The sequence below is a fragment of the Aeromicrobium sp. Root344 genome, assembly GCF_001425755.1.
Classification (GTDB): Bacteria; Actinomycetota; Actinomycetes; order Propionibacteriales; family Nocardioidaceae; genus Aeromicrobium.
Genome location: NZ_LMDH01000001.1, coordinates 2,786,874 through 2,803,133 on the forward strand (window position 1 = coordinate 2,786,874; position 16,260 = coordinate 2,803,133).

Sequence of the window (16,260 nt, forward strand, 5' to 3'; positions counted from 1 at the left end):
CATGACTGATCTGAACGGGCGCCGCGTCGCCATCCTGGCTGCCGACGGCGTCGAGCGAGTCGAGCTCGAGCAACCGCTCAAGACCTTGGTCGACGCCGGGGCGGAGACGACCTTGCTGTCGCTCGAGGACGGCGAGATCGCCGCGCGGAACAACGACCTGGAGGAGGCGGGCACGTTCGACGTGGACCGGGTGGTCAAGGACGCCTCGGTCGACGAGTTCGACGCACTGCTGCTGCCCGGCGGCACCGTGAATCCTGACAAGTTGCGGGCGGACGAGTCTGCCGTGGCGTTCGTGCGGGACTTCGTCGCGAGCGGCAAACCCGTCGCCGCGATCTGTCACGGGCCGTGGAGCCTCGTCGAGGCCGGCGTGGTGTCGGGCCGGACCGTGACATCGTTCCCGAGCATCCGCACGGACCTGCGCAACGCTGGTGCGAACGTCGTCGACGAGGAGGTCGCGACGGACGGGAACCTGATCACGAGCCGGTCGCCGGACGACCTCGACGCGTTCTGTGACGCGTTGGTCTCGGCGGTGGCGGGTGGCGCTGCCACCTGAGGTGGGAGCGCCTTCGGCGCGACGGAGGGCCCATGAGTCTCGTCGTCCACACACTGGCGCCTACGGCGCGAAGAGCGGACGACGATCCCTTTGAGGGCGCCTTCGGCGCGACGGAGGGGCCCATGAGTCTCGTCGTCCGTCGACGGACCGCTACGCGGTGATGGAGCGGACGACGATCCCTAGATGGCGGCTTCGCCGCGCTGAGGGGCCCATGAGTCTCGTCGTTCACAGACTGGCGCCTGCGGCGCGAAGAGCGGACGACGAGACTCGAACTCGCAACATTCTGCTTGGAAGGCAGAGACTCTAACCAATTGAGTTACGTCCGCGAAGCCTTGCGGCAACGACGTCCATCTTGCCACATGGCCCGACCCGATCAGGCGCCGGTGTGCACCACGACGTCGGCGTGGCGGCGGGTCTCCTCGACCGCGAAGTGGTCCGATTCCTGTGCGGCCCAGACGTCCCAGTACGGCGCAAAGACACCCCCGTCCCGTGCCAGCGCCCGCTCCTTGCGTACGTCGGCGGGCGCCTCGACCCAGATCAACAGGCTGAGGTACGGCCGGAGCATCGCGGCTCCGCTGCCGACGCCGTCGAGGATCAGCAGCGGTGCCGGCGGGACGTGCAGCAACGCTCCGGGCCGGTCGCCGACCCAGTCCCATCGAGCCGCCGTCCCGATGTTGCCGACCGAGACCGCCGCGAGGACCCTGCGGACGATCGGAGGAGTGGCATCGAGGCCGTGCCAGCCGGGGTAGAGATCCTCGAGGTGCAGCACGGCCGCGCCGGCAGCGTCCGCCAGCCCGCTGACGAGACTCGTCTTGCCCGAACCACTCGGCCCGTCGACCGCCACGACGGTCGTCGTGCCACATGCGGGGTGTCGTTCGCGGATGAGCGCGACGAGGCGGTCGTACCGATGCGAGGTCACGGGCCAAGTGTCCACTAGACTGGCGCGGCTACGGGATGTAGCGCAGCTTGGTAGCGCATCCGCTTTGGGAGCGGAGGGCCGCAGGTTCAAATCCTGTCATCCCGACTTTTTCGAGATCAGCACCAGACGTACGCCTGACCGCCGCGTGACGTTCACCCTCCACTGGAGCGTTGGTTCCGCCGCCCCTGACCGAATGGGGGTGTGAGCACGGGGCGCAGGCAGTTCCTGGTCGGCGGCGTGGGACTCGCCGCGGGGTTCAGTGTCCTGGGCTCCGAGATCCTGTCGACACCCGCGGAGTCGTCGACCGTGTCGCCGTTCCGGCACGGGGTGGCATCGGGCGATCCGCTCCCGGACGCCGTCGTGCTGTGGACCCGGGTCACGCCGACGGAGCAGTGCGCGCCGGGATCCGGCCGCGGCCCCCGCGTCACGGTGCGCTGGGAAGTCGCGCTCGACGAGGCGTTCACCCACGTCGTACGCTCCGGCGCCGTCGCGACCGAGGCCGCCCGCGACCACACGGTCAAGCTCGATGCGACGGGGTTGGCACCGGGGACGGACCACTGGTTCCGCTTCGCGTACGGCGAAGCGGTGTCGCCGACCGGTCGTACGCGGACCGCCCCGGCGCCGGGCAGCATGCCCGAACGTTTGAGGTTCGGCGTGGTGTCGTGCGCCAACTGGCAGGCCGGCTGGTTCAGCTCCTACCGGCACCTCGCCGAGCGCGGTGACCTCGACGCCGTGATCCACCTCGGCGACTACCTGTACGAGTACCAGCCCGGCAAGTACTCCTACGGCCACCGCAACGAGGACGTACGCCGACATGACCCGCCCCGAGAGACCGTGAGCCTCAGCGACTACCGCCGCCGGCACGCCCAGTACAAGACCGACCGCGACCTGCAGGCCCTGCACGCCGCGGTGCCGTTCATCGTGACCTGGGACGACCACGAGGTCGCCGACGGGAGCTGGGCGCACGGCGCGTACGAGCACCAGTCGCGTGAGGGCTCGTACGCGAAGCGAGCCCGGGCGGCTCAGCAGGCGTACGACGAGTGGATGCCGGTCCGGATCTCGGGCACGGCCGTGGCCGGTGACGGGCGGCGGATCTATCGGCGGCTGCAGTTCGGCCGCCTCGTCGACCTGTCGATGCTCGATCTCCGGAGCTATCGAAGCAAGCGCGTTGCCGAGACCGATCCGGCGATCGAGGATCCCGGACGCACGATCGCGGGGGAGCACCAGCTCGCCTGGCTCTCGGCCAACCTCGCGACGTCGCCCTGCCGGTGGAAGCTCGTCGGCAACCCGGTCATGATCTCGCCCGTCACCGTGCCGCCACGCCCTGCGGCCGAGGAGTTCGCGCTGGGCCAGACCGTGAGCCTCACACCCCTCCGGTCGTCCGCGCCGAACACCGACGAGTGGGACGGCTACCCCTCGGACCGCAGGCGTCTGCTCACCCGGGTGGAGTCGGACGAGACCACCGGCGTCGTGTTCCTGACCGGCGACGTGCACACGGCGTGGGCCAACGACGTACCAGGCCCGAGCGGCAGCATCGTGGCGACGGAATTCGTGTGCAGCTCGATCACGAGCAACAACGTCGACGACTTCATCGGTGCACGTCCTCGTACGGTCTCACTGACGCTGGAAGCGGCGATCCAGGCGGAGAATCCGCACGTCCGGTTCGTGAACCTCGACGACCACGGGCACTCGGTCGTCGAGGTGACACCCGAGCGGGTCCAGATGGACTGGTACGCCGTGGACGACCGCCGCGACCCGCGCTCCGCATCGCGGCGACTCGCGTCATGGGCCGTGAGGTCAGGCACCGCACGGGTCGAGGCGGCGGGCCGGTCGCTCGAGGCATGATCGCTGCCGAGACTCGATTCGGGGCCTGTTGGGCTCCCATGAGAGACTGGTACGTCGCTGTATTCGCCGCGCGCATGCCGGCTGCAGCCCCCAACCGTCAAGCATCGAGATCATGCAGGAGTCAGTCACGTGAAGAGCACCACCGAGACACTGAGCCCCACCCGGATCAAGCTCACCATCGAGGTGCCGTTCGAGGAGTTCAAGCCCAGCCTCGATGCTGCCTACAAGACCATCGGCTCGCAGATCACGATCCCCGGTTTCCGCAAGGGCAAGGTTCCCGCGGCGATCGTCGACCAGCGAGTCGGCCGCACCGCGGTCCTCGACGAGGCCATCAACTCCGCGCTGCCCGGCTGGTACAGCCAGGCGCTGCAAGACACCAAGATCCAGCCGCTGAGCCAGCCCGAGATCGACCTGTCGAAGTTCGAGGACGGCGAGCCCATCGAGGTCACCGCCGAGCTCGACGTACGTCCTGAGCTCGAGCTCCCCGACGTGTCGACCATCGAGGTCACGGTCGAGGACGCCGAGATCAGCGACGACGACGTCGAGGAGCAGCTCACCGCGCTGCGTGAGCGTTTCGCGACGTTCGCCGAGGTCGACCGCGCTGCCGCCGAGGGCGACTTCCTGACGATCGACCTCTCGGCGTCGCAGAACGGCGAGGACATCGAGGCCGCGCAGGCTGAGGGCATGCCCTACACGATCGGCCGCGCGACGATGCTCGACGGGCTCGACGAGGCTCTGATCGGCCTCAAGGCCGGCGAGTCCAAGACGTTCACGACCAAGCTCGTCGGCGGTGAGCTCGCCGGCCAGGACGTCGACGTCACCGTCACCGTCAAGGACGTCAAGGAGCAGCAGCTGCCCGAGCTCGACGAGGAGTTCGCCCAGACCGCGTCGGAGTTCGACACGATCGAGGAGCTCCGCGCCGACCTCACCGACCGCGTGACCCGCGGCAAGCGGATGCAGCAGGCCAACGAGGCCCGCGACCTCGTCCTCGACGAGATCGTCAGCAAGATCGACGCCCCGCTGCCGGAGAACCTCGTCACCGAGGAGATCGACAGCCGCCGCCAGCAGATCGAGCAGCAGCTCGCGATGGCCGGCGTCGAGTTCCAGACCTACCTCGACGACGAGAAGCAGACGATCGACGAGTTCGAGGCCGACCTCGAGAAGCGCGTCCGCGACTCGCTGATCGCGCAGTTCGTGCTCGACCAGATCGTCGCCAACGAAGAGTTCGGCATCGACGACGCCGAGCTGTCGCAGCACATCATGCGCCGCGCCCAGCAGTCCGGCGAGGATCCGAACGCCTACATCCAGCACATCATGGAGCACAACCACGTGCCCGAGATGGTGAGTGAGGTGCTGCGCGGCAAGGCGCTCGCGTCGCTCGTGGAGTCCGCCAAGGTCACCGACAAGTCGGGCAACGCGATCGAGCTGTCGAAGCTGCAGGCCGACGGCACGTACGCGGACGAGGCCGACGACGCCGAGGCTCCTGCCGAGGCGTGACCGACGACTCCCCGCGCGGGAGTTCATTTTCGGTTCGGATACCGGCAGTATGTACTCATGCCCGATGAACCTGCACGGACGACTGACGTCGCGGCGCTGGCTCTCGACTACAGCGACCGCCTGATCGTCGGCACGGTCCGCGACCTGCACTCCGCCGTCACCAAGCGCATGTTCAAGGCGACGCGGGTCGTCGGCGGACACGTGCCGGAGTCGCTGCACGACGCCGTCGTGACCTCGGTCTACGGCGCGATCTCCGGTGTGCTCCGCGTCTCGAGCGGCTCGGTCCGCGCGCTCGCGACTCGTGGCGTGGGCCGTCCGATCGAGGACACCAGGCGCGGCCGGCTCGTCGTCGCGGCCGTCAACGGGCTCATCGGTGACGAGCTGCGCATGCTCGACGACCCCCAGGCCATCACGATGGCCATCCGGCACGAGGGCCAGGACGTGCCCGCGACGTCGTGGCCGCTCGCCGAGGCGTTCCGCGAGGGCACGAGCCACCCGGTCGTCTTCCTCCACGGGCTCTGCGAGAACGACGAGTCATGGGCCAACGGCGCGAAGGTGCACGGCACGACGTACGCCGAGCGGATCCTCGCCGAGACCGATGGCACGCCGGTCATGATCCGCTACAACACCGGCCTCCACATCTCCGAGAACGGCAAGCACCTCGACGCGTTGCTGCAGCAGGTCGTCGAGGCATGGCCCGTCCCGGTCACCCGCATCACGCTGATCGGCCACTCGATGGGCGGGCTCGTGGCTCGGGCCGCGACCAACCACGCGACGGCCTCAGGCCAGACGTGGCAGCACCTCGTGCGCGACGTGGTGTGCCTCGGCACGCCCCACGCAGGCGCGAACCTCGAGAAGGTCGCCCACCTGGGCTCGCGGCTGCTGCGGTTCTGGCCCGAATCTGCACCGTTCAGCTCGATCCTCGAGAGCCGGTCGGCCGGCATCGTCGACCTGCGCCACGGCTACATCACCAAGGACGAGTGGGAGGGCCAGGACCTCACCGGTCAGTGGGGGCTCGACCGCATCGCGGCTGCCCCGTTGCCACACGCCGAGTATCACTTCGTCGCCGCCACGCTCGGGGCCTCGCAGCGCCATCCGCTGAGCGCCGTGCTCGGCGACCTGCTCGTGCACTTCTCGTCGGCGACCGGTGTCGGGCGCACGGGACCGATCGTCGACGGCGCCACGTTCGAGTACCTCCCCAGCGCTCACCATTTCGCCTTGCTCAACCACCCCCGAGTGGGCGACTGGCTCGTCGAGTGGCTCAACTCCCGGACGCGCAACGTACGGGCGCTGCCCGCCGCGCCGCGCCGGGCCTGAGCCCGTCCGAACCACGAAAGGCCTGACCATGGGGCAGCCCCCGCTCGAGTCGACCACCCGGATCTCCGCGACGCCCGACGAGGTGTGGGCGGCCGTGTCGGACGTCAAGGCGATGCCCCGACGCAGCCCGGAGCTGGTCGGCATGTGGCTGTTCGGCAAGCCCAAGGTCGGTCGTCGCGGCATCAACCTCAACCGGCGCAAGGGCTTCGTGTGGCCAACGTTCAGTCGCGTCGTGCAGTGGAAGCCGCCGGCCAACGACAACGGCCGCGGCGTCTTCCGGTTCCACGTGTGGCCCACGAACGTCGACTGGTCCTACGAGATCGAGCCCGCCGATGGCGGCACGCGACTCACGGAGCGGCGCACGGCCCTGCCCAACCCGTCGCCGAGCGTCCGGTGGACCGCGCGTCTCGCCCTGGGCGGGGCCGACGCCCACGACGCCGAGCTGTGCGACGGGATGGACCGTACGCTCGCCGCGATCAAGTCCGAGATCGAGAACGTCGCTCAGCGGTAGAGCTCCTCGTCGATGCTCGCCAGCCGTGACGGATGAACCCGCTCGCCCAGGCCGTAGAACTGCTGGAAGCTCATGATGAGCGGCCGCCAGCGATCAGGGTCGATGCGGTGATCCGTTCCCGGCATGCGGATCGTGTCGTGCACGTGGACGCGCTCGACCTGCACCTCGAACATCACGGTGCCCTCGCCGATCGGACCGAGGTCGACGACGTGCGCCTCCAGGTTGACGGGGCACTCGGCGATGCGCTGAGCCCTGACCGTCTCGGACGGCAGCGGCGTGAGGCCGGCGCGCCCGAACTTGTCCGGCTCGTAGCGGTAGCCGCGCTCGGCCTTCGCCGCCGGGACGTCCTGACGCCCCGTCGTCAACGCGAGCCGGTCGACCTCGGTGGCCAGGTCGACCGACGGCAGGTTGAGCACGCATCCGAGGTTGCGCCGCAGGTTTGCCGCAGTCTGCGAGCGGGCGCCGATGCCCAGGACGCCGGTGTGCCCGAGCCAGAACGCTGACGACATCGGCATGATGTTGCTGCTGCCGTCAGGGTTGACCGACGTGAGCAGGACGACAGGAGTGCCGAAGTAGAGGATCGCCGGGTCGATCACGGTGTGCGAGTCGCAGGTCTGCGTCGTGGTCATACGCCCATCGTCCGGGACGTCCGACGCCTGGACCGGCGGGTTTCGGACGTGACGTTTGCGCGGGTCAGCGATCGACGAGGGTGAGCTCGAACGCGTACAGGTCGGGGCGGTAGGCGTGCCGGCCGTACTCGACGGCGCGGCCGGCGTTGTCGTACGCCGTGCGCTGCATCGTGAGCAGGGGAGCACCCTTCTTCTCGCCGAGCAGGGCGGCCTCGTCGGCGCCCGCACCCCGGGCGCCGATGCGTTGCCGAGCCACGCGCATGAGGATGCCGGACGTACGCATGTGCGCGTAGAGCCCGGTCTTCTCCAGGTCGACCGCGTCGAGGTCGACGACGTCGAGCGGGATGAAGTTGTGCATCACGGCGAGCGGTTGCTTGCCCACGAACCGGAGGCGCTCGAGCGACCAGACGTCGTCGCCGATGCCGAGCTGCAGCTCGTGCGCGACGTCCTCCTCGGCGGCGACCTTGCCCACCGCGAGCACCTCCGTGCGGGGCTTCTGACCCGCGGCGCTGAGGTCGTCGAACAGGCTCGTCAGCTCGACGGAGCGGCGGATCTTGCCGTGCACGACCTGCGTGCCCACGCCGCGCTTGCGGACGAGCATGCCCTTGTCGACCAGCACCTGGATCGCCTGGCGCATCGTGGGCCGGGACAGCCCGAGGTCCTTCGCGAGGGCGATCTCGTTGTCGATCCGCTCGCCGGGGGCGATCTCGCCGCTCAGGATCGCGTGCTCGAACTGCTCGGCCACCTGGAAGTACAACGGGACGGGACTCGACCGGTCGAGCGTGAACCTGGGGCCTGGCATGCGGACAATGTATCGACTCATGACTAGACGTCAATATGTCAGGACAAAGGGTTGACACGGCGTGTGAGGGCCGACACACTCATCCTTGATAGTTTGTCAGCACAAACCCGCAAAGGAACCGCATGACCGCGAGCGAGCTCCGCCCGACCGGCCCCCGAGTGGCCGGTGCCCCCATCTCCTGGGGGGTGTGCGAGGTCCCCGGATGGGGATACCAGATGCCGCCCGAGCGGGTCATGACCGAGATGGAACGCCTCGGGCTGGTTGCGACGGAGTTCGGTCCCGACGGATTCCTGCCCGAGGACCCCGAGGCCAAGGCCGCCTTCCTCGCGACGTACGGACTGCAGGCGGTCGGCGGGTTCCTCCCCGTCCTGCTGCACGACCCGGAGCACGAGCCGATGGGCGAGGTCGACGTCTTCATCGACAGCTGCCTGGCGACCGGTGCTGGTGTCGTCGTGCTGGCCGCCTCCACCGGCCACGACGGCTACGACGAGCGTCCCGTCCTCGACGACGTGCAGTGGAAGACGCTGCTGACCAACCTCGACCGCATCGCGGACCACGCCGCCGAGCGTGGCGTGCTCGCCGTGATCCACCCGCACATCGGCACGATGGTCGAGGACGCGGCCGACGTGCAGCGGGTCGTCGACGGGTCTCACATCGGCTTCTGCATCGACACGGGCCACCTCAAGGCCGCCGGTGCGGACCCCGTCGCCATCACCTTGGCCAACCTCGACCGGGTCAAGCACGTGCACCTCAAGGACGTCGATGCGGCCAAGGCGGCCAAGGTCGTCGCCAAGGAGATCACGTTCTCCGACGCGGTCGCGGACGGGATGTGGCAGGTGCTCGGCGCCGGCGACGTCGACGTCAAGGCGATGGTGGAGGCGCTTCAGGGTGCCGGCTACGACGGCTGGTACGTCCTGGAGCAGGACGTCATGTTCAAGGACGGCGAGCCCGAGGGCGAAGGCCCGATCGCCGACGTCCGCGCGAGCCTCGACTACCTGAAGGCTGTCCTGGCGTGACGGATTTCGAGCTCATCACGATGGGGCGCGTCGGCGTCGACATCTATCCCGAGCAGGTCGGGGTCCACCTTGAGGACGTCTCCACGTTCGCCAAGTTCCTCGGCGGCAGCTCGACCAACGTCGCCGTGGCTGCGTCGCGCCTGGGTCACCGGGTCGCCACCATCACGCGTACGGGCGACGATCCGTTCGGCCGGTTCATCCACACGGCGCTGCAGGGATTCGGCGTCGACGACACGTGGGTCACCCCGGTCGAAGGCCTGCCGACCCCCGTGACGTTCTGCGAGATCTTCCCGCCGGACGACTTCCCGCTCTACTTCTACCGGGAGCCCAAGGCGCCGGACCTCGAGATCGACGTCGACGAGCTCGACTACGACGCGATCCGTGCCGCCGACGTCTTCTGGGTCACCGGCACCGGGCTCTCGCAGGAGCCCAGCCGCGCGGCCCACCTCGCCGCTCTCGAGGCGCGTGGCAAGCGCGGCATCACGGTGCTCGACCTCGACTACCGCCCGATGTTCTGGGAGTCCGTCGAGGCGGCCACCGCCCAGATCCAGGCCGCCCTCCCGTACGTCTCGGTCGCCGTGGGCAACCGCGAGGAGTGCCAGGTCGCGATCGGCGAGACCGACCCGCAGGCTGCCGCCAAGGCACTGCGCGCCGCGGGTGTCGAGCTCGCCGTCGTCAAGCAGGGCCCCGCGGGGGTGCTCGGCGTGCGCGGCGACGAATCGGTCGTGGTTCCGCCCGTCCCGGTCGACGTGGTCAACGGCCTCGGCGCCGGCGACGCGTTCGGCGGCTCACTCGTCCACGGCCTGCTCAGCGGCTGGGACCTCACGACCACACTGGCGTTCGCCAACGCCGCAGGTGCCTACGTCGCCGGACAGCTGTCCTGCGCCGATGCCATGCCCACCGCCGACCAGGTCGCCGCGGTGCTCGAACGGGGGAAGGTCTGATGACCACCGTCAACGCCGAAAGCATTGCGAGCGTCGTCGCGACGCGCGCACTCCATCCCGAGCGGATCGCCGAGCTGGCTGCTGCCCGCCAGCAGCCGACCGGCCTCGTGGGGGAGACCGGGAGGCTGCTGCTGGTCGCCGCTGACCACCCGGCCCGTGGCGCGTTGCGTGCGGGTGACGACGCCCTGGCGATGGGCGATCGTGCCGAGCTGCTCAGCCGCATGGTGCGAGCGCTCGAGCGGCCCGGCGTCGACGGCGTGCTCGGCACGGCCGACGTCATCGAGGACCTGCTGCTGCTCGGTGCCCTCGAGGGCAAGGTCGTCATCGGCTCGATGAACCGTGGTGGCCTGGCCGGCACGGTGTTCGAGATCGACGACCGCTTCACGGGCTACGACGCGGGCGCCATCGCCGCATCCGGCTTCCAGGGCGGCAAAATGCTGTTCCGCATCGACCCCGAGGACCACGCGACACCCGCGACGATGCAGGCGTGCGCCACGGCGGTGGACGAGCTCGCCGCCCAGCAGGTCATGGCGATGGTCGAGCCGTTCATCTCCCGCCGCGACGCCGAGGGTCGCATCCGCAACGACCTGACGACCGAGGCCGTCGTCCGGTCGGCGACGGTGGCCGCCGGGCTCGCCAGCACGTCGGCCTACACGTGGCTCAAGCTGCCGGTCGTCGACCACATGGACGCCGTCCTCGCCGCCACGACCCTTCCGGTCGTGCTGCTCGGCGGTGAGGTGTCGACCGACCAGGAGGCGCAGTTCGCCGCCTGGTCCAAGGCGCTGGCCAGCCCCAACGTCCGCGGCATGGTCGTCGGTCGCACGCTGCTGTTCCCGCCCGACGGCAACGTCGAGGCCGCTGTCGACGCGACAGTTGAGATGATTCGTTCATGACCGCGGTGCTGCGCTCAGTCGAGGAGATCACGCCGGAGTCGGCGGGATGGGGCTACTCCGGGCTGCGGATCCTCGAGCTCGCCGCCGGCGGGAGCGAGACCATCGACACCGACGGCTCTGAGTACGTCGTCCTGTCGCTCGGCGGCTCCGCCGCGGTGACGGTCGACGATCACACGTACGACCTCGAGGGTCGCAGCGGCGTGTTCGCCGGCCCGAGCGACGTCGTGTACGCCCCGCGTGACGCCTCGCTGACGGTGACCTCTGCCGCGGGCGGCCGCTTCGCCCTTGCCTCGGCGCGCTGCGACAGCCGCCTCGAGCCGGCCTACCTGCCCAAGGCCGACGTGCCCGTCGAGATGCGCGGCGCCGGGCAGTCGAGCCGGCAGGTCAACAACTTCGGCATCCCCGGTGTGCTCGACGCCGACCGCATCATCGCGTGCGAGGTGCTGACTCCTGGCGGCAACTGGTCGTCCTGGCCGCCGCACAAGCACGACGAGGAGCGCGACGGCGAGACCGCCCTGGAGGAGATCTACTGGTTCGAGGTCGCGGACGGGCCCGACGGTCCCGGCATCGGCTTCCAGCGCGTCTATGGCCACGAGGGCGCCGACATCGACGTGACGGCCGAGATCCGCAGCGGCGACGCTGTGCTGATCCCGCACGGCTGGCACGGCCCGTCGATCGCCGCGCCCGGTTACGACCTCTACTACCTCAACGTCATGGCCGGCCCGGGCGCCGAGCGGGCCTGGCTGATCTGCGACGACCCGGCACACACCTGGGTCCGCGACACCTGGGCCGAGCAGGCCATCGACCCGCGACTGCCTTTCGGGAGGAACGCATGAGCGTACGTTTGACTGTTGCTCAGGCGCTGGTGCGCTTCCTCGAGGCACAGCACGTCGAGCGCGACGGCGTCGAGAACCCGTTCTTCGCCGGCTGCTGGGGCATCTTCGGCCACGGCAACGTCGCCGGCGTCGGCCAGGCGCTGCTCGAGCGCGAGGTCGCGGGCGATCCGTCGCACCTGCGCTACCTGCAGGGCCGCAACGAGCAGGCCATGGTGCACGCCGCCGTCGCGTACGCCCGACAGCGCGACCGGCTCGCCACGATGGCCGTCACGGCCTCCGTCGGCCCCGGAGCGACCAACATGGTCACCGGCGCAGCGCTCGCGACGATCAACCGGCTCCCGGTGCTGCTGCTGCCCGGCGACACGTTCGCCACCAAGGTCGCCAACCCCGTCCTCCAGGAGCTCGAGGACCCGGCCAACGGCGACATCTCCGTCAACGACGCGTTCCGCCCGGTATCGGCCTACTTCGACCGCGTGCACCGCCCGGAGCAGCTGGCCCCGGCCCTGCTCCACGCGATGCGCGTGCTGACCGACCCCGCGGCGACCGGCGCCGTGACGCTCGCGCTGCCCCAGGACGTACAGGCCGAGGCGTGGGACTGGCCCGACGAGCTGTTCGCCCGCCGGGTGTGGCACGTCGCCCGCCCCGTCCCCGAGCCCGATGCGCTCGACCGTGCGGTCGCCGCGATCCGCTCCGCCCGCAAGCCGCTGGTCGTTGCCGGTGGTGGTGTCACCTACAGCCGTGCCAACGACGCGTTGCGCGCGTTCGCCGAGGCCACCGGCATCCCGGTCGCCGAGACCCAGGCGGGCAAGGGTGCTCTGGCGTACGACCACCCGCAGGCCGTCGGTGCGATCGGCGCCACCGGCACGACCGCCGCCAACGCGCTCGCCGCCGAGGCAGATCTCGTGATCGGTGTCGGCACGCGCTACAGCGACTTCACGACGGCGTCGCGCACGGTGTTCGCCGCCGACGACGTCCGCTTCGTCAACCTCAACGTGTCGGCCTTCGACTCGCACAAGCTCGCCGCGACGAGCCTCGTGGCCGATGCGCGCGAGGGCTTGGACGCCCTCACGGCAGCACTCGGTGGCTGGACGACCGACACCGCGTACACCCAGCGGGCGACCCAGCTCGCGGGGGAGTGGGACGCGATCGTCCAGGCTGCGTACGACCAGGACCACCAGCCGCTGCCGGCTCAGTCGCAGGTCATCGGCGCCGTCAACGAGCTGTCCGACCCGCGCGACGTCGTGCTCTGTGCCGCCGGCTCGATGCCCGGCGACCTGCACAAGCTGTGGCGCACGCGCGACCGCAAGGGCTATCACGTCGAGTACGGCTTCTCCTGCATGGGCTACGAGATCGCCGGCGGCCTCGGCGTCAAGCTCGCAGCGCTCGACGAGCAGGATGCTCGCGACGTCTTCGTCATGGTGGGCGACGGCTCCTACCTGATGATGAACACCGAGCTCGTGACGGCGGTCGCCGAGGGTGTCAAGATCATCGTCGTGCTGGTGCAGAACCATGGCTTCGCCTCGATCGGCGCACTGTCGGAGTCGCTGGGCTCCCAGCGCTTCGGCACCCAGTACCGCTACCGCACCGAGACCGGCCTGGACGGTGACCGACTGCCGGTCGACCTGGCCGCCAACGCCGCGAGCCTGGGCGCCGACGTCCTGTCGGTCACAGGCATCGAGGACTTCCGCACGGCGGTCCTCAAGGCCAAGCAGTCCACCCGCACGACCGTGATCCACGTCGAGACGGACCCGCTGGTCCCCGCTCCGGACAGTCCGGCATGGTGGGACGTCCCGGTGGCCGAGGTCTCCGCTCTCGAGAGCACCCAGCAGGCCCGCACGGCATACGACGAGCACAAGACCCACCAGCGCACCCACCTGGCGCCCACCGACAACGACAAGGACCACGCATGACCACGTACGACCACTGGATCGCCGGAGCGAGTGTCGCCGGCGAGAGCGACCGCTTCGCCGATGTGTACGACCCCGCGGTCGGCGCGCCGCAGTCGCAGGTGCGCCTCGCGACGACCGGTGACGTCGACGCTGCTGTGCAGGCCGCCGCCACGGCGTACGAGACGTGGGGTGAGTCGTCCGTGACGGCGCGCTCGCGGATCATGTTCGACTTCCGCCAGCTGCTGGTCGAGCACGAGGACGAGCTCGCGGCGATCATCTCGTCCGAGCACGGCAAGACGCTCGACGACGCCAAGGGCGAGGTCGTGCGTGGCCGTGAGGTCGTCGAGTTCGCCGCGGGCATCCCGCAGCTGCTCAAGGGCGAGTTCAGCGACCAGGTCTCCGGTGGCGTCGACTCGCACACGTTCCGCCAGGCCATCGGCGTGGTCGCCGGCATCACGCCCTTCAACTTCCCGATCATGGTGCCGCTGTGGATGCACCCCGTCGCGATCGCGTGCGGCAACACGTTCATCCTCAAGCCGTCCGAGCGCGATCCCGGCGCCTCCGACCTGGTCGCTCGCCTCTACCAGCAGGCCGGCCTGCCCGACGGCGTGTTCAACGTCGTGCACGGTGACAAGGTCGCGGTCGACGCGATCCTGGAGCACCCCGGCATCGCCGCCGTGTCGTTCGTCGGCTCGACGCCGATCGCCAAGTACGTCCACGAGGGCGCCTCCCGCACGGGCAAGCGCGTCCAGGCCCTCGGCGGCGCCAAGAACCACGCCGTCGTGATGTCGGACGCCGACCTCGACTTCGCCGCCGACCACATCGTCGCGGCGGGCTACGGCTCGGCCGGGCAGCGGTGCATGGCTATCAGCGCCGTCGTCGCCGTCGGACCGGTCGCCGACACGCTCGTCGACAAGATCCGTGAGCGGTCGACCGGCCTCAAGGTCTCGGTCGGCACCGACCCCGACGCCGAGATGGGGCCCGTCGTGACCGCGGCGTCCCGCGACCGCATCGTCGACTACATCGGCCAGGGCGAGGACGCCGGTGCCAAGGTCGTCGTCGACGGCCGCGACCTCGTCGTGGAGGGCCACGAAGAGGGCTTCTTCGTCGGCCCCACGCTGCTGGACCAGGTCACCACTGACATGTCGGTCTACACCGACGAGATCTTCGGACCCGTGCTCACCGTGCTGCGGGTTCCGACGCTGGACGCTGCCATCGAGCTCATCAACTCGAATCCGTACGGCAACGGCACAGCGGTGTTCACTTCCTCGGGTGAGGTGGCACGAACCTTCCAGCGGAAGGTCCATGTGGGCATGATCGGCATCAACGTGCCGGTCCCGGTCCCCATGGCCTTCCACTCCTTCGGAGGCTGGAAGGACTCATTGTTCGGCGACCACCACATCCACGGTCCCGAAGGAGTGAGGTTCTACACCCAGGCAAAGGTGGTCACCACCCGGTGGCCACACATCAGCGAGGACTCCCTCGCCCAGCTGAACTTCCCGACGGCACACTAAGCCCGACCATCCAATGGCCCCGGGACCCGAGAAGAGAAGGAACACCACCACATGAAGAGAATCAAGATTGTCGGCGCGATCGTTGCCGCCGGCGCTCTGCTGGCCGCATGCAGTGGCACCGGCAGCGACGAAGGCACGGACAAGACCGCCAAGAAGGACTACACCTACGCGGTCGTGACGCACGGTTCGCCCGGCGACGCCTTCTGGGACCGGGTCAAGTCCGGCGCTGAGCAGGCCGGCAAGGACTACGGCGTCAAGGTCGAGTACAGCTCTGACGGCGATCCCGCCAAGCAGTCGCAGCTGATCGACGGCGCGGTCGCCGACAAGGTCGACGGCATCGTCGTCTCGATGGCCAACCCCGACGGCATCGAGGACAGCGTCAAGAAGGCCGTCGCCGCAGGCATCCCGGTCATCACGATCAACTCCGGCGTCGACAAGTTCAAGGCGTTCGGCGCGATCACCCACATCGGCCAGACCGAGACCATCGCGGGCCAGGCCGTCGGTGAGCGGCTCAAGGGCGAAGGCCTGAAGAACGCCATCTGCGTCATCCAGGAAGCCGGCAACATCGGCCTCGAGGAGCGCTGCAAGGCGGTCAAGGAGACGTTCGGCGGCAAGGTCGAGAACCTGCAGGTCGACGGCACCGACGACAGCGCGGTCCAGTCGACGATCACGTCGAAGCTCCAGGCCGACAAGTCGATCGACACCGTGCTGACGCTCGGTGGTCAGTACGCGATCGACGCCGTCGGAGCCGTCAAGGACTCCGGCAGCAGCGCCAAGGTGGCGACGTTCGACCTCTCCGAGGACGTCATCAAGGACATCCAGGCCGGTTCGATCCTGTTCGCGGTCGACCAGCAGCCGTACGTCCAGGGCTTCCTGGGCATCACGGGTCTCTACCTGAAGTCGATCAACGGCAACGACATCGGTGGTGGACAGCCGATCAACTCCGGCCCGGCCTTCATCACGAAGGACAACGCCGCAGCCGTCCTGAAGTACGCCGCAAACGGCACACGCTGAGCTGACCGGGGGCCCGGCGAACCGCCGGGCCCCCGGCGCTCACCCCCACATTCCCTTGCAGGCTCGACGAGCTCCACACGG

The 16,260-nt window shown here is 69.4% G+C and carries 15 protein-coding genes and 2 tRNA genes; 13 read left to right on the top strand and 4 right to left on the bottom strand.

All coding sequences use genetic code 11. From position 1 onward, the window contains the following. The first annotated feature begins 1 nt into the window (after position 1). Entirely contained in the window at positions 2-553 is a 552-nt protein-coding gene (locus tag ASC61_RS13735) for a type 1 glutamine amidotransferase domain-containing protein (protein WP_056212798.1), read from the top strand. A 252-nt stretch (positions 554-805) separates the two neighbouring features. Here ASC61_RS13735 and ASC61_RS13740 read toward each other — a convergent pair. Both ASC61_RS13740 and ASC61_RS13745 read right to left on the bottom strand, forming a co-directional pair. Beyond that, positions 806-879, bottom strand: a tRNA-Gly gene (locus tag ASC61_RS13740). Between the two features lie 47 nt (positions 880-926). Beyond that, complete coding sequence (locus ASC61_RS13745; RefSeq protein ID WP_056212800.1) at positions 927-1,472, bottom strand: hypothetical protein; 546 nt, start codon at positions 1,470-1,472, stop codon at positions 927-929. 31 nt (positions 1,473-1,503) lie between these two features. Here ASC61_RS13745 and ASC61_RS13750 point away from each other — a divergent pair. The 5 genes from ASC61_RS13750 to ASC61_RS13770 all read left to right on the top strand — a co-directional run bounded on the left by ASC61_RS13750 (position 1,504) and on the right by ASC61_RS13770 (position 6,642). Further along, positions 1,504-1,577: transfer RNA gene (locus tag ASC61_RS13750), tRNA-Pro, on the top strand. A 96-nt stretch (positions 1,578-1,673) separates the two neighbouring features. Beyond that, a complete protein-coding gene (locus ASC61_RS13755; RefSeq protein ID WP_056212802.1) occupies positions 1,674-3,317 on the top strand; it encodes an alkaline phosphatase D family protein in 1,644 nt (547 codons plus the stop codon). A gap of 129 nt (positions 3,318-3,446) precedes the next feature. After that, a complete protein-coding gene (tig, locus tag ASC61_RS13760) occupies positions 3,447-4,814 on the top strand; it encodes a trigger factor (protein ID WP_056212804.1) in 1,368 nt (455 codons plus the stop codon). A 57-nt stretch (positions 4,815-4,871) separates the two neighbouring features. Continuing rightward, positions 4,872-6,131, top strand: a complete 1,260-nt coding sequence (locus tag ASC61_RS13765; protein WP_056212806.1) for an esterase/lipase family protein — start codon at positions 4,872-4,874, stop codon at positions 6,129-6,131. Between the two features lie 28 nt (positions 6,132-6,159). Continuing rightward, the gene (locus ASC61_RS13770; RefSeq protein ID WP_056212808.1) at positions 6,160-6,642 is read left to right on the top strand and encodes an SRPBCC family protein; all 483 of its coding nucleotides are present in this window, start codon (positions 6,160-6,162) and stop codon (positions 6,640-6,642) included. Here ASC61_RS13770 and ASC61_RS13775 read toward each other — a convergent pair. Next, complete coding sequence (locus ASC61_RS13775; protein ID WP_056212810.1) at positions 6,633-7,271, bottom strand: flavin reductase family protein; 639 nt, start codon at positions 7,269-7,271, stop codon at positions 6,633-6,635. The genes ASC61_RS13770 and ASC61_RS13775 overlap by 10 nt on opposite strands. 64 nt (positions 7,272-7,335) lie before the next feature. Beyond that, entirely contained in the window at positions 7,336-8,073 is a 738-nt protein-coding gene (locus tag ASC61_RS13780; protein WP_056212812.1) for a GntR family transcriptional regulator, read from the bottom strand. A gap of 122 nt (positions 8,074-8,195) precedes the next feature. Here ASC61_RS13780 and ASC61_RS13785 point away from each other — a divergent pair, with 122 nt between their 5' ends. Genes ASC61_RS13785 through ASC61_RS13815 form a run of 7 tightly spaced genes read left to right on the top strand, consistent with a single transcriptional unit; the run spans position 8,196 to position 16,179 of the window. Next, positions 8,196-9,089, top strand: coding sequence for a TIM barrel protein (locus tag ASC61_RS13785; protein WP_056212814.1), 894 nt, complete (start codon positions 8,196-8,198; stop codon positions 9,087-9,089). A 20-nt stretch (positions 9,090-9,109) separates the two neighbouring features. Further along, the gene (iolC, locus tag ASC61_RS13790; protein WP_056215685.1) at positions 9,110-10,033 is read left to right on the top strand and encodes a 5-dehydro-2-deoxygluconokinase; all 924 of its coding nucleotides are present in this window, start codon (positions 9,110-9,112) and stop codon (positions 10,031-10,033) included. Then, a complete protein-coding gene (locus ASC61_RS13795; RefSeq protein WP_056212816.1) occupies positions 10,033-10,926 on the top strand; it encodes a Cgl0159 family (beta/alpha)8-fold protein in 894 nt (297 codons plus the stop codon). The genes iolC and ASC61_RS13795 overlap by 1 nt, the downstream gene beginning before the upstream one ends. Next, complete coding sequence (iolB, locus tag ASC61_RS13800; RefSeq protein WP_056212818.1) at positions 10,923-11,762, top strand: 5-deoxy-glucuronate isomerase; 840 nt, start codon at positions 10,923-10,925, stop codon at positions 11,760-11,762. Before ASC61_RS13795 ends, iolB begins: the two co-directional genes overlap by 4 nt. Further along, positions 11,759-13,672, top strand: a complete 1,914-nt coding sequence (gene iolD, locus ASC61_RS13805; protein ID WP_056212820.1) for a 3D-(3,5/4)-trihydroxycyclohexane-1,2-dione acylhydrolase (decyclizing) — start codon at positions 11,759-11,761, stop codon at positions 13,670-13,672. Before iolB ends, iolD begins: the two co-directional genes overlap by 4 nt. Continuing rightward, positions 13,669-15,165, top strand: coding sequence for a CoA-acylating methylmalonate-semialdehyde dehydrogenase (locus ASC61_RS13810; protein WP_056212821.1), 1,497 nt, complete (start codon positions 13,669-13,671; stop codon positions 15,163-15,165). Before iolD ends, ASC61_RS13810 begins: the two co-directional genes overlap by 4 nt. A 51-nt stretch (positions 15,166-15,216) precedes the next feature. Next, positions 15,217-16,179, top strand: a complete 963-nt coding sequence (locus tag ASC61_RS13815; RefSeq protein WP_056212824.1) for a sugar ABC transporter substrate-binding protein — start codon at positions 15,217-15,219, stop codon at positions 16,177-16,179. Positions 16,180-16,260 lie beyond the last annotated feature (81 nt).

Bases quoted from the DNA above. Each gene is read 5' to 3' on its own strand.
- ASC61_RS13735 (WP_056212798.1), top strand. From the start codon at position 2: ATGACTGATCTGAACGGGCGCCGCGTCGCCATCCTGGCTGCCGACGGC.
- ASC61_RS13765 (WP_056212806.1), top strand. From the start codon at position 4,872: ATGCCCGATGAACCTGCACGGACGACTGACGTCGCGGCGCTGGCTCTC.
- ASC61_RS13770 (WP_056212808.1), top strand. From the start codon at position 6,160: ATGGGGCAGCCCCCGCTCGAGTCGACCACCCGGATCTCCGCGACGCCC.
- ASC61_RS13775 (WP_056212810.1), bottom strand. From the start codon at position 7,271: ATGACCACGACGCAGACCTGCGACTCGCACACCGTGATCGACCCGGCG.
- ASC61_RS13780 (WP_056212812.1), bottom strand. From the start codon at position 8,073: ATGCCAGGCCCCAGGTTCACGCTCGACCGGTCGAGTCCCGTCCCGTTG.
- ASC61_RS13785 (WP_056212814.1), top strand. From the start codon at position 8,196: ATGACCGCGAGCGAGCTCCGCCCGACCGGCCCCCGAGTGGCCGGTGCC.
- iolC (WP_056215685.1), top strand. From the start codon at position 9,110: ATGGGGCGCGTCGGCGTCGACATCTATCCCGAGCAGGTCGGGGTCCAC.
- ASC61_RS13795 (WP_056212816.1), top strand. From the start codon at position 10,033: ATGACCACCGTCAACGCCGAAAGCATTGCGAGCGTCGTCGCGACGCGC.
- iolB (WP_056212818.1), top strand. From the start codon at position 10,923: ATGACCGCGGTGCTGCGCTCAGTCGAGGAGATCACGCCGGAGTCGGCG.
- iolD (WP_056212820.1), top strand. From the start codon at position 11,759: ATGAGCGTACGTTTGACTGTTGCTCAGGCGCTGGTGCGCTTCCTCGAG.
- ASC61_RS13810 (WP_056212821.1), top strand. From the start codon at position 13,669: ATGACCACGTACGACCACTGGATCGCCGGAGCGAGTGTCGCCGGCGAG.
- ASC61_RS13815 (WP_056212824.1), top strand. From the start codon at position 15,217: ATGAAGAGAATCAAGATTGTCGGCGCGATCGTTGCCGCCGGCGCTCTG.